We start from the raw sequence: 14,186 nt of genomic DNA on the forward strand, positions 1-14,186 counted from the left end.
CATTTTCTATTATTATAGTTATAAGTACAAATTGTTCTTAGTTCCCAAAATTATATCGCAAGGTGAGTCCGAGAACGTATGGTCGTTTGTGGGAATGCCGTTGAGATCGCATATTCTGAAAAGGAATAATCAAAATAGAAGATCCCCGTTAGATTTTTACTAAAAGAATAGTTTGCATTGTATTTTAAACCATAAATGGTTTGACCATTGGTCACTTGATTATTTTCTAGGTCCAAGTATCTAATAATGGTCTTATTATCTCTCACAGAGAGATTCGCTTCCATCACTAAATCACTAACAATTGATTTTTTAGGCCCAGCCAGTTTCGATTTTATTCTTACATCTTTAAAGCGATATCCTAAACCAAGGGCGTATTCTTTACCTTGAATTTCAGTCATTAAATTATTATCAAAACTTAAAGACAGCAAGCGGTCTTTCCTTATTTCAGCTAAAATTTTAACGGAGTTTTTCATTTCCATATCAATTTTAATTAACGGACTGAAGAGTTCGGTTAGGTTGATATTACTGTAAAGTTCTTCATTTTTAAAATTACCTGCCTGATCTAAATCTTCTTCAGGTTGTGCAGTATAAGCTAAGCTATAGTCAATAGAGGTATGATCTAAGTTACTTCTAAACTGATTAATGGTATACGTTGAGCGGTACCCATGAGAAACACTAAAACGTTTGAACCGCTTTTTAAACCATTTTAATTTCATCAAGCCCGTATACTTTAGATCCCAGTTGGGAATGGGTATGTCTCTAAAAGCACCTAATTTGGTTTGCTCAGCCGCTTGCCCGGTATAAGCACTTAAAAAAGAAGGTAATAAAACGGCTTGACTGGTTTTACCAAAACCTAGCGGATACCCTTCTGCGTCTACAGCATTTGGATTAGCACCTCGTTCTTGTGCCAAACGTTTGGCGATAATTAATCTATTGGTCCTAAAATTATCAAAAGCTTGAGAGCTTATGGCATCACTTTTACCAAAAGCGGTAGGCAGTGTAAATGTTGAAATATTAAAATTTCCAAAAACATTAGGCGTTAAAGAATTATAATCGAGAACACCATCTGAACCTAAATTTCCATTTGCATCACGCGTATCTGCAATTAAAAAGTTTTCTGTATAATTTTCGGCATAAGTTCGGGTACCTACCAAATCTATTTTTAAATCATTAAACGGTTCAAGGTTCGCAGAGACATCTAATTGTTTTGTTTTGTTAGCGGTGTATTGTTGGTTAAAATCAGGAAAAACGGTTAACCAGCCATTTCTTGCCGCTAGAGCCCTTACATCATTCTCGGCTACCCAAAGTATAGCCTAATGTTGGCTTTGAAGTTCCTATAAAACCTGGAGTATCGGTATAACCGGGTAAGAACGTGCCGTTGTTTTCAGAATAATTGACCTGAATTCTTTTTACTGAAGTGATTACTCCTATTCCAAAATTAGCCAATCCCGTACCAACGCCACTGCCTTTATTTGTTGTGTTTCCTTTCTTTTTATCATTTTCTTTACCCTTGCCTTCAAGACCTGAAGGAGGTCCTGCTTGGGCTGTTCGGCTTACCTTTCCACTATTTTTTGACGCACGCTTTTTCTTAATACCTAAGTATTTATAAAGCTTATTCATATCTAAAGTAGAATTGATATTATGCGTATTCCCATTAGAAATGGAATTCCCTAAATCGTAAGTGTTGCCATCATCAGCCTCAAGGGCTCCAAATAAATCTGAGCCTTTTTGCCATTGATACAGACCTTGATAGGAATAGGTGGCTTTTAGAAAATTCAAGGTTGGTATTTTGTCTAGTGGAATTTCGTAGTTCACGCCTAACGTTTGTGAACGTCTGTTGGCATCACCTACATCAAAATATCCATCCCAAACGTCTAGTTACGGGTCTTGTTCACCATTAACAATGTTGTCTTTAAAATAATTTCTAACAATATTATTATTTGCTACAGTAAAATTAAGGGCTAAGGCTTTGGTTAAATTCCAATTGACCGTAGATTGGTAATCGAAGGTATAATTTCTTCGGAAGAGTTCTTCTAAACCAATATTAGCGCCACCCAAATCGACCTCCCTAAAACGCTGTCTATTAAATTGCCTATTAACATCTGTATTCATGGCAAAACTTGCCGGTAATAAATTAACATTAAAATCCTTTAACAACTTCCAGTATTTCCCTGTAAATAGAGAATCGTTTTTCTTAAAGGGCTCAATAACTTTAGGCTCAAAATTATAAGCATAATTGACCCCGGATCTTACTTGTTTGTCGATAGACTGTTCAATTTCAAAATCACGATGCATGACTTTATTATAGGAATGGTTGAAGGTTAAATTTTCAATATCATAAAAACGTGGTTTAGAATCGCCCGTTCTATTTTTCTTAACCCCAATAAAATTGATGCTTCTTCGTTTAGTATATTCTTCCGATTGCTCTCTAATGTCCTTGCGCTCCTCATTGGTTTCTGCCGCATCTAATCTGGTTTGAAGCTTTATATCTTCGTATTGTTGATCGTATTCAGGTGTAATTAATTCTTCACCCTGACCATAATTAAAAGGCACTTGGATGCCCCATTTTTTTGGAAGCAATTGACCTATATTAACATTAGTCACCACATCGTATTGCTTGATTTCTTCTCTACTTCGTTCTTGTGGCCCTTGATCTACAGATCCAAAACCAGCGGTACTCATACGTCCTGTTGCACTTACATTAGCAAAGTCTGCAAAGTTAGTATCCACACTCATTATGGCTGCCCAACCCCCTTCGTTATCCATATCAGACAAACGCAATTCGTTATACCAAATCTCTCCACAACGTTCAAAGCCTGATGCATTTTTAACACCAACCATTAAGGTTCTAATGGCGCCAAAATTTGGATTTCCTTTTATAGCGACACGGTGTTTATCTCTCCCAGGAACTTCATAACCTGCAAACTCATCGGTTACAGGAACTAATTCATCGCCAAAAATATCATAAAAAGAAGCGCTTCCGTTATTTAAAGAATTACTTGAAATACCTAAAGATTTAATTTTTTGTAAAATCTCTAAATCTAAATTTATTTCGTTTTCACTCGGCCAAAGCTCCTGTAATCCATCAACTCCTGTGGCGTATAAAGGCACTTCTATTTGATAATAATTTTGGGTTAAATCGTTACCCATTCTAATAAAACCAATCAATTCATTCTGTTCTAAAGAAGGCGAATTAATTTTATCTCCAGCCTCGGCATGCATAAACATTCTTATACGGTTATATTGACGCATATCGATATCAATGTTTTTAAAAACGGCTCTAGAATCTTGCGGCTTCAAATCGCAAACATTGACCACCAATGCCTGTTCATTCCGGTCTATAATAGAATTATTATTGTTTAATCGCTCCGGCTCCACCCCTGGAGGCGACGCATAACTGCCGTCATTCTCCTGAGTACTTACCGCTCCTACGGTAAAAGCTGTGTCATCGAAGTCTGTAGGTGTAGCACCACCATCTAATGCCAATTGGTAACGTCTCCAATCGCTACGTACCAGATCTAAAGTTCCAAAACGAAAGGTGGTTTGCTCAGAAAAACCGTTTAAAAAAATACGTGCAAAACGAATAGAACGCAAATCGGTGATGCCATTCACGGCCTCTACATGATCGCCTTGTACCGGCACTCTAAACTGATACCAGCGTACTTGAACCTCTTCTCCATTTGGCAATTCTCTGTTGCGAAGTTTAACATCTGTAATGAATTTGCCAATAGGATTCCCTGGCGTTACTTCATCCGGACTATTTAACGGTAAATTTTGTCGTGTAATATCCAATTCATATTGATAATAACTATCAATCGTATTCATGGTATTATCACGATTAATATCTTCTACATCGGGCTGGGTGGTCGACCCACGATTGGTATCACTAAAAGTGTCCGGTGAGTTGCCTTGCACCCCATTATAGCGCTTGTAGCGGTCAAAGATATTTCCTTCTGCGCTTATATAATATTGGTAATTATCTCCAGCAGGATCTGGAAGACCAGCAAAATTTGGAAAATTAGCAGCTTCCGCCCCATCATCATAGCCATCATATCCCACATCTTGATTGGCTCTAGCCTCTCCTGTAGAATCAAAGGCATACACTAAGGCTTGATTTAAAGGCACCACCGTTTCATAACTGGTTACGGGTAGTAGACTTACATTACCATCTTGAGGCAATCCATTTTCGTATTGTTTTCGGCCATCTCTTAAAACATCTTCAGAGATGCTTCCTAAGTTAAACACCAATTTCCCTCCTGGGTTGGTACTATCCTCCTGAAACGGATCCTGTAGCCGAAATTCAATATACTCCACATTGGACTGTTCAAAATCTGTAGACGTGAGTTGTCCGGTAATCCCTGCCCAGGCATTATTTGGATTAATCACCTGATTCCCATTTAAATTGGTATCACTAAAATTATAAGGACCTCTTTCTGTGGGGTGGTAAGTTAAATCTAAGGTATTTAATACGGTGGTTTGCCCCTGTGCAATATCTTGTTGTGGAAATAATTCGTCGACAAAAACACGAGAATTATACAACCCGTAAACGTCGTCATCTGTTAATCCTCCTGGTCGCTGACTGCTATAAAAAATAGGGTCGATCGTATACCAATTTAACAGTGCTCTATCATAACCACTTTCCTGTCCATCTACATCAAAAGCGGTAGTTCCATTAAGATTTAAAGGTCTGCTTGATAAAAACCAAGCCTGGGCCGATTTTAAGTCGATGCCATTTTGGGTGCCTTCAAAATCATCAATGTAAGAGGTGGCTTCACCATTAAAATCGGTGCCTTTTGGAGCGCCAGGTAGTAAATAGGCAAACTCACCACGCAACGATAAATTGGACGGCGCATCGGTATCTATGTTTGGTAGTTTATTTGCTAAACGGGTAAAGAAGGGGACTTCTGTTGAATAGTTACCATTAAAGCCTAAAATGGTATTGTTAATAGGCTCACTATTATAGTTTGCCTTTTGGGTGATTGGCCGTTCGTTTAAATTAATATAGGTGGCCCCAATTAAGAAGTTTTCGTTGAATTGATGCTCGACATTTAATCCTGTAAAACGCTTGGTTTGTTGTCCAAAAATGGCATTGTTTTCTGTGGTGACTTGAATGGGTGTGTTGCTGGCTTTTAGTGCTTCGTCTAAAATCTGTACACGCCCCAATTGATAATTCACCGTGTAATCTACACCTTCCACTAACACACGTCCTCCTGCGGTTACTTTTACAGAGCCTCGAGGCACATTAAAGCCGCCAATGGCAATCCCGTCACCCCCTTGAGATTTATAGCGTCCTTTAATTTGGAATTTATTTTTTTGAACCTCATCTAAAGCCGCCGTTTTGGTTTTTTTATAGAGTAAATCGTAAACGTATTTCTCTTGGTTTAAGTTCGGGTAAGTATCCAAGTCATAATCTGCAGCATTATCTCCTGGATTGCCATCATTATCTAAAATATCAAATAAATAACGCCCAAAAGGCTCGACTTTAGTAAACACAATTTTTCCGTTCTGTGGAATGACTGTGATTCCGGGTACAAAATCAAAAAATCCATCGCCATTCGCCTGCGGATCGTTATTGAAATTTAATCGATCAAAATTGAAAAGCCTCAACAAGGTGGTTTCACTAATAGGATCGCCGTTAAAATCGGTTCCGAACCCACCACTACCTTCCACAGGTGTAATAAAGTTTAAAGGGGCTGATTCGTTATAAAAGATATTGAGTTTAAAATCTTCCTGACTTAATTGATAGGCACCTGTATCGTAAATGTTTTTCATCATTAACCCCCAAAGTGGTTGTGTGACAGAGGTGATACTACTTTTTAATAATTTTAGAATCAGGTTGTTATTCGTGACATTAGTTACTTCATTACGGCCGTTGGTTTCAACAGTTGTTGCACCAATGCCATCGTTTGCAAATTCACCCACCTGAAACACTTGGCCGCCAACGGTAAACTGAAACGCCACCGCTAACACCTCATCGTTATTTAAACGCTGATTTAAGGAAATATAACCCAATTGCGTATTTAAAACATATTCCTGTCCTTCGGTTAATTTTCTTGAATTCTCTAATTTAGCATAATCAAATCCCTCATTAAAACCTGGCACTAAAATACCTTGTTGCACGGTGGCCACATCTCTCACTGCCTCTGTTAATTGAAACCCTGGACTACCAATATTTGTTGGATCTAAACGGTTATTACCATTATCAGGATACGCGCCGGGTCCGGAGGTAGAAACAACTCCAGGATTACCAAAAATAGTAGATTCCCCTAAATCTTGAAGGGCTACAATATTTCTAACATTCTCAGTCCTGTTACTTCTATTGGTCACCCAAACTTCGGCTCTTGTAATTTGAACGTTGGTATTTATAAATGGATAATTGGCCAAGGCCTTATCGTACGTCTCGCGAAAATATTGTGCTAAGAAAAAGTGCCTATTTTCGTCGTAATCTCTAATAAAAAAATCAAACTCATCTAAGGTACCGCCCCCTTGTGCGACGACTGATCGTGAATCTGATTTTTGTTCAGAAAACACACCAGTAACGGTGGTTTTTCCGAATTTAAGTTGTGTTTTTACACCAAATAGACTTTGTGCGCGAGAAATTAAGGAACTGTTTAAAGGCATACTAACGTTACCAACTTCTATTTTTTGAATGATATCATCCTCTGTAGGGGTGTATTCTAATTTTACTAAATTTTGAAAATCGAATGTAGACTCTGTATCATAATTGGCAGTCACCTGCAATCGCGTTCCTACTTTACCCAATAAACTCAGGCTAATCCGCTGGTCGAAATCAAAAGTAAAATTACTTCTGTTCCTTGGTGAGAACGAGGGATTGTCTTGTTTGGTAAAGAGCACCCCTAAATCCATTTCTAGGGATCCTTGTGGAACGACTTCTATGGTGTTCCCGCCAAAAATACTTTCAAAAAAACCAGAATTGACATAAAACTCGGGAAGTAGATTTTTTTTATCTTCCTCTGAGGTGTCTTTTTTACCATCGAAGGCATCAATTTTTTGCTTGTAATAGCTTTTTATGTTATTTGAAAATACTAATTCTTGATATTCTTTTGGCGTTAAAATTAGGGGGTACTTAATATTAAAGCGGCCCACCGATTCTGTATAGATGTAACGATCTAAAATGGCATCGTACGTGTATTTAGACTCTATACTCCTTGGGTTTGGCATGATTATGGTCCCTAGACTATAGCCTGTAGAATCTTGTTCTGTAGGTTCCGGATCTTGAGCAAAAGCAACAAAAGACAGCAGAAAAACGATAATTAAGAGTAGGTGCTTTTTAATCGATTTATAACATGGAAGGTTAGATGTATTCAAAATCTATTATAGGTTTTTTAAAGCTTGTTTAATAATGGCTTCTACCGTCGCGTCCGGTTGTGCTACCACAATTTTATCGACCACACGTTCGGCTTGTTTTTTAACAAAACCAAGTACTTCTAAAGCAGATAACGCTTCATCCTTGTTGGTATTGTTTCTATTCACAGAAACTTCATCAATATCATAAATTTTAATGATTTTATCTTTTAGGTCAATAATCACGCGTTGCGCTGTTTTAGCCCCAATGCCTTTTATAGATTGAATAAGTGCCACATCTTCTGTTGCGATCCCTTCCCTAATTTGTTTTGGCGTTAAAGATGACAGCATGGTTCTTGCGGTATTGGCGCCAATACCACTTACAGAAATTAGTAGTCTAAACACGTCGCGTTCTCCTTTAGAAGCAAAGCCATATAAAATATGTGCATCTTCTCGCACTTGTAAATGAGTAAATAGGTGTACGTTTTCCTGGTCCGGAATTTGAGAAAAAGTGTTTAATGAGATATTGAGTAAATAACCAACACCATTACAGTCTATCGTTACGTCGGTTGGATTTTTCTCCACCATTTTTCCCTTTATGTGTGTAATCATTTACTGTCAGTTTGTTAAGTCGTCAAATGTAATAAAATTATTGGACTAAAAGTCAAGCGGCTTTTTAGCTTAAAAATTAGGCGTCCCTGCTTTTACTAATCCTGCCAATTAAAAAAAATCTTCATGCTTTCCTTCTTTTTAAAAGGCAAGCATGAAGATGATACTTCCCTATACAATTAGTTTATTTTCCCTTTCTGTTGGGCATCAATAACTGCGATCGCGGTCATGTTTACAATTTCATCCACGCTGGCATCCAATTGCAAAATGTGCACGGGCTTACGTAGTCCCATCATGATGGGACCAATGGACTCTGCCTTATTAAGTTCTTTTAATAATTTGTAGGTAATATTTGCCGATTCTAAATTTGGGAAAATTAAGGTGTTCACTTTCTTTCCTGCTAATTTTGAAAACGGAAAGATGTCCTGTAGCATCTTACTATTGAGTGCAAAATCGGTTTGAAGCTCCCCATCGACTAACAAATCTGGATGTCTGCGGTGTAAATAAGTTACGGCTTCGCGTACTTTGGTCGCGGTCTCGGTCTTTTGAAGATCCAAAATTTGAAAAGCTAGTCATCGCCATGATGGGTTCCAAGCCAAACATTTTTACCACACCACTCGTCATTTGAGCAATCTTAATTAAATCTTTCGCACTGGGATTGATATTAATGGAGGTATCACTTAAAAACATAGGACCACGTTCGGTCATCATAAGGTTGGTGGTTGCAATCCGGGTAGAACCTGGTGCTAAACCAATGAGTTCTAACATGGGTTTTACCACTTGTGGATAACTACGCGAGTAACCCGAAATCATGGCATCGGCATCGCCTTCGTTAACCATCATGGCCCCGTAATAGTTGCGTTCCCGCATTAATTTCTGAGCCTCCAATAGGGTTACCCCACGGCGTTTACGTTGTTCCCAATAGGCCTCTGCATATTTATTTTTTTGTGTGACCTGATCGTCATTTTTAGGATCGATAATAGGCACATCGGCATCAAATTCAATCTCTTCTTTAAGACGCTCAATCTCTTCTTTTCTACCCAATAAAATAGGAAAGGCAATGCCTTCATCGTAAGAAATTTGTGCAGCTTTTAGCACATCGATATGGTCTGCCTCGGTATACACCACACGTTTGGGTGCTGTTTTTGCGCGGTTTAATAAGAGTCTTACAATCTTGTTGTCGTTCCCTAAACGCTGTAGTAGTTCTTCTTTATACTTTTCCCAATCGGTAATAGGTTCTTTTGCCACACCGCTATCCATTGCAGCTTTTGCTACGGCTGGTGGTACTTCGGCAATTAAACGGGGGTCGAAAGGTTTTGGGATGATGTATTCCTTACTAAAGGTTAAGCGTGTTTCACCATAGGCAATGTTTACTTGCTCCGGCACGGGTTCTTTAGCCAAATTCGCTAAAGCCTCCACAGCCGCCATTTTCATGGCTTCGTTAATTTTAGTCGCACGCACGTCTAGGGCGCCACGGAAAATAAACGGAAACCCTAACACATTATTCACCTGGTTAGGATGGTCACTTCGCCCCGTGGCCATGATAATATCTTTACGCGTGGCAATGGCCAGATCGTAATTAATCTCAGGATCTGGATTGGCCATGGCAAAAACAATAGGGTTTTTAGCCATAGCTAAAAGCATGTTTGGCGAAACGATATCTGAGGTGGACAGCCCAATAAAAACATCGGCATCTATCATGGCTTCATCTAAAGTGTCTATTTTACGATGGGTGGCAAATTCTGCTTTTTGCGAGGTGAGGTTGTCGCGGTCATCACGAATAACGCCTTTACTATCTAACATCACGACATTTTCACGCTTTGCCCCAAAGGCCAAGTATAAGCGGGTACATGAAATGGCTGCTGCTCCAGCACCACTCACGACTATTTTAACCTCTTCTATCTTCTTTTCTGAAAGCTCCAAGGCGTTTAACAAAGCGGCAGCCGAGATGATGGCCGTACCATGCTGGTCGTCGTGCATCACGGGAATATCGAGCTCTTCTTTAAGGCGGCGTTCAATTTCGAAAGCTTCGGGGCTTTTATATCTTCTAGGTTGATGCCCCCAAAGGTAGGCGCAATCATTTTTACGGTTTGTATAAAGGTTTCAATGTCTTCGGTATCGACTTCAATATCGAACACATCGATATCGGCAAAGATTTTAAAGAGCAGGCCTTTACCTTCCATCACGGGTTTAGAGGCTTCGGGTCCTATGTTTCCTAGGCCTAAAACTGCGGTACCGTTAGAAATTACGGCGACGAGATTGCCTTTAGCGGTATATTTATAAACGTTGTTTTTATCTTTTTCTATTTCTAAGCAAGGTTCTGCCACGCCTGGTGAGTAGGCCAATGCCAAATCTCTTTGGGTGGCGTACTTTTTTGTTGGCACTACTTTAATTTTCCCTGGCGTTGGCTTGGCATGATAGACCGAGAGCCTCACGTCTTTTACTTTGTTTGCTCATATATTAATCAATGAAGTGAAATACAAATGTAAGGGTTTTGTGAGAAAAGTGGTTGTAAAAAGGGGAATAGAAAAGAGGGAAAAAGGGAGTGGGTGAAATAAGAGTAACGGCTGTTTGAGTTCTAATCATACTCATTAATTCCATAGAGCACTTGTTTCATTTTGCTCCCGTTGATTTCGACGGGTTTGTAGGCATTGTTGAATTTCTCGATACTAGTTTGAATGTTCTGCTTTAAAGTATTGTAAGCTAACGGTATTTTTGAAGCGCATTGCTGTTCATTTTCATAGCTAGTGAGCATGATTCCAAATTTTTCATAAAACTTTGCCCCTTGATCTATATGTGTATTGTATTGCGTAATGAATTGCAATAGTCGATCGATAGGAAACTCTAAGTTGATTTGCATTTTATGTGCCTTAAAGCGTTGATTTTCATCAATTATCGCTTTATTTAATTCTTCTAAATATCCGTTTAAATACTCCCTAACTACATCCCAGTCATCATTATTCCTACATTCTTCGATTGGTGTTCTATATTTAATAGGCTTTGTGAAATCTACAAATAACTGTTCTAATTCTTCAATAATATTATCATTACTTTTTTTAAGAAATGCAGTTTCAAAATAAATGGTATTCAAATCGTTATGCATACGCAGTGTGAAGTCTAAAACACACTCGACTTCTTCTAAATTAGCTTCTTTTTCTATTTTAGTCGAGCTCGTGTTATTAAATAAAGACACAAAAGAATGTAAGACCGATGTATAAATATTATCACCTAAAATACCGGATAAACTAAATCCTGTTTTCTTATCCTGTTTACTGCTAATAATATCTTTCATTTTAGTAAACTCCGGATAATGATTTGGATTACTAAGGTTATTGATTTCGTTAAAAGTAGCTACTGAAGAAAAGTGATGGTCTAAACTCAAGGTTTTTTCATAGAGGATTTTAATAATTTGTAAACCTTTTAGATAGCGTATTTTACTGATTTCGGAAGCTTCTGACAAGGCATTAAACGCAAGTTGTTCTTGCATACTACCCTTTTTAATCAATAAAGCTACTTGAGCATTGATGTCTTTTGATTTATTAAGTTCCTTAGATATAATACTTAATTCTCTAATAATACAATTATTAGCAGCCTCGTATTCCTTAGTAACCACAAGAATTTCCTTGATCCATTCATTAATTATGATATCGATATCTTTTGCCGTGTCGTTTGTGTTTGCAGCACAAATACCAGACATCAATAATAGAATCAGAACTAATTTATATTTAATAAAGGTTGGCATACTATTGAATTTTGAGAGTCATTATAAAAGATTCGTTAGTAATCGCTACTGGATAATTACCTTTCAATATTGTAGTTATTGGTAAGGTTATTTCTAATTTCGACAACATACTACTGTCTAATTCAAGAGAGGCTTCCAATATAAATGTAAATGCATCGCCTTTAGAGTGCTCGGTTATCTTCCCGCCAATTATTTTATAGACATCTTCTGTAGTGATTTTGGTTCGGTCTATGAAAAATGTAACTGTGTTGTCTTCATTATAGATCAATCTGGTATTCGGCTGTGATTTGTTAGTTGATGTCGTAAAACTACAAATCCCTCTACCACTACAATCGGATCCTAATCTGCCAAAGGTTGATACTCCATCTATTGCTGTATTATTCGCTTCTTTTTGTTCTTGTGAATAAACCATAGTGGTTATGCACAGTAAGGTTACTGTATGTATTATTTTTTTCATACCAAATATGCTTTTTAAAAAGTGACTGTGAAGAATAATAAGTTGGAGTAGTAATTAAAATCCCATATTCTTTTTTATGGAACTCTAATTATTTATTACTCTTCAATTCTGAGTTATTTCTTCAGCTTTCTCTATTCCATACTGTAAAAGTTCTTGAAGTGCCATCTCTAAGATTTATTCTTATTAATGAAATATAAATAGTTTCCATTTTCACATCAATAACAAGTACTATTCACTAACTTTTATTAGGCTAAATAAACACATCGAAACAACAACTTTTAAAACGCAAATAGGTATAATAAAAATAAGGGTTTTCACAATAATTATAACTTCTAATTATATCCTATTGACAATAATTGTTCTTTTATTCCAGTAAAATGATCTGCACCGTATATTATAGCAATCTTACTTAGAGTATCTTTCTTTAAGTTATTGACAATATTAGTATTGCGATATTTTATAATCACTTCTTCTTTAAATACCTTGTCTTTTTTAGATTCTCTGCAAGAAGATTCTTCAAAAATGCTTGTTTCAAAATCACAAGGTTCCAAAATAATTTTCTTAAAATTAGTTTCATAATACTGAATCATAGCTCGTAAAGAAACATCCACATTTTTTGAGTTTGTAGAGTCTAGCCCTAATACATTATATGAAGGTTGATTTACCAAATTTTTTTTTAATTTCACCTTAATAATAGAATCCATCCATCCTTTATAGCCATTTTTAAAGGTAGGCAAGAGTGTCACTTTTCTAAATTTTCTAATAAATAAGGTGTCCGTTTTTTCACGGTATTACTTTTTCATAATAAAAAAAATAATTCTTCTTTTTTAAAGAATCAATTTTATTTTTAACATCTGCATAAAACATTTCAGTTCCCAAATGAGTGATAGGAAAGAAGACAATTTCCTTCCTGTCATTTACTAATTTCTTTAATTTCATCTCATCATTAAAAGCCCCATTTCGCTCTAAAGCAGCATTATATAGCATTTTTTTACAACTAAACAGGTTGAACAAAACTAATAGTAAAAACAATTCCTTTTTCATGATTAAAAAAATTTAAACCGCACAAATGCTAACACACTTATGCGATTGTTAATATTATGGAAATAAAATACCTATTAAAATTATGAATAAATCATCACCGTAATCTCCAAAAATAAGATCCCACCAACACCCAAGTTGATACCATTTGCAGGGGCCATCTAACCTAGTTAGATCACCTTCTGGATATGTATCTCCTGTTGGGTTTCCAAATAAAATTAAACCTCCATTTTTTATTCTATTAATTTTATTGTATTTCTTAATAAAAACATATGCCTTTGCTATTTCTTCACCGAGAATCGCTAGCTAATATTTCTTTAGAACTAATTCCTTTTGATAAATAAGCATAAGACTTATTGAGTAAGGCATTTCCTTCATCTGTAATTTTTTTATTATTTTCGCCTATCAAACCTAATTTAAAAGTATTGTAAGACATTCCTTTTTTATAAAAAGGTTTTACACTTTCAACAAAAGAACTCATTCCTTGACGAAGATTACTTTTAACTTCTTCAATTCGCTGTTTTGAATATTCGTTTTCCTGTGCACTAACATTAACACTAACTAACAACACTATAGCCATCGTAACTGCTGACATTACATTTTTTAAATTTCTCATAATGTATAATTTTAAATTAAGATATACCTACTCTATACGCTTTTCGGTTACCGCGGCTTTTTTATAGTGTTTAGCTTGACACTCTTAAAATAAACCGGTTGCAAATCTTATTTAAAAATTTCATATCTTAGCTTAAGAATTAAACGCAAGTTTATTTCGGTTTTAGCGAACCACGAGAGCCTTTACCTTGTAGAGGCTTTCTCTATTTTTAATCTTCTGTTTTCCTAATAATTATTTTTAATTGATTTTGGTTAAACGAATATGAGCTAGCATCATATTCGTTTTTTAATTAACACCTTATTAAACAAGATTTAACTAATAGCGTTTTGTTTAACTGTCATAAAGGTAGTATTGTTTTTACGTGGTTTGCAAGTGATGTTTTCAGAATTTTATAAATTTTGAATTATTATCTATTT

General features: G+C 36.5%; 6 protein-coding genes and 2 pseudogenes. All 8 read right to left on the bottom strand.

The genetic code is table 11. The annotated features are described in order from the left end of the window. Positions 1-37 precede the first annotated feature (37 nt). The 8 genes and pseudogenes from sov to N7U66_RS10000 all read right to left on the bottom strand — a co-directional run bounded on the left by sov (position 38) and on the right by N7U66_RS10000 (position 13,770). Positions 38-7,329: pseudogene (sov, locus tag N7U66_RS09965) on the bottom strand (T9SS outer membrane translocon Sov/SprA). 6 nt (positions 7,330-7,335) lie between these two features. Further along, positions 7,336-7,917: a Holliday junction branch migration protein RuvA gene (gene ruvA, locus N7U66_RS09970; RefSeq protein ID WP_267678352.1), complete on the bottom strand. Its 582-nt coding sequence runs from the start codon at positions 7,915-7,917 to the stop codon at positions 7,336-7,338. 176 nt (positions 7,918-8,093) lie between these two features. Then, positions 8,094-10,371: pseudogene (locus N7U66_RS09975) on the bottom strand (NADP-dependent malic enzyme). A gap of 121 nt (positions 10,372-10,492) precedes the next feature. Next, the gene (locus N7U66_RS09980; protein WP_267678353.1) at positions 10,493-11,656 is read right to left on the bottom strand and encodes a hypothetical protein; all 1,164 of its coding nucleotides are present in this window, start codon (positions 11,654-11,656) and stop codon (positions 10,493-10,495) included. 1 nt (position 11,657) lies between these two features. Next, positions 11,658-12,113 (bottom strand): hypothetical protein, encoded by a 456-nt coding sequence (locus N7U66_RS09985; protein WP_267678354.1) that lies wholly within the window; start codon positions 12,111-12,113, stop codon positions 11,658-11,660. Between the two features lie 332 nt (positions 12,114-12,445). Continuing rightward, the gene (locus N7U66_RS09990) at positions 12,446-12,850 is read right to left on the bottom strand and encodes a hypothetical protein (RefSeq protein WP_267678355.1); all 405 of its coding nucleotides are present in this window, start codon (positions 12,848-12,850) and stop codon (positions 12,446-12,448) included. Between the two features lie 46 nt (positions 12,851-12,896). Further along, entirely contained in the window at positions 12,897-13,100 is a 204-nt protein-coding gene (locus N7U66_RS09995; protein WP_267678356.1) for a hypothetical protein, read from the bottom strand. Positions 13,101-13,443: 343 nt separating this feature from the next. Beyond that, on the bottom strand, positions 13,444-13,770 hold the full coding sequence (locus N7U66_RS10000) for a hypothetical protein (RefSeq protein WP_267678357.1): 327 nt from the start codon (positions 13,768-13,770) through the stop codon (positions 13,444-13,446). Positions 13,771-14,186 lie beyond the last annotated feature (416 nt).

This window comes from Lacinutrix neustonica (assembly GCF_026625145.1).
GTDB classification, from domain to species: domain Bacteria; phylum Bacteroidota; class Bacteroidia; order Flavobacteriales; family Flavobacteriaceae; genus Lacinutrix; species Lacinutrix neustonica.

Bases quoted from the DNA above. Each gene is read 5' to 3' on its own strand.
- N7U66_RS09995 (WP_267678356.1), bottom strand. From the start codon at position 13,100: ATGCTATATAATGCTGCTTTAGAGCGAAATGGGGCTTTTAATGATGAG.
- N7U66_RS09985 (WP_267678354.1), bottom strand. From the start codon at position 12,113: ATGAAAAAAATAATACATACAGTAACCTTACTGTGCATAACCACTATG.
- N7U66_RS10000 (WP_267678357.1), bottom strand. From the start codon at position 13,770: ATGAGAAATTTAAAAAATGTAATGTCAGCAGTTACGATGGCTATAGTG.
- N7U66_RS09980 (WP_267678353.1), bottom strand. From the start codon at position 11,656: ATGCCAACCTTTATTAAATATAAATTAGTTCTGATTCTATTATTGATG.
- ruvA (WP_267678352.1), bottom strand. From the start codon at position 7,917: ATGATTACACACATAAAGGGAAAAATGGTGGAGAAAAATCCAACCGAC.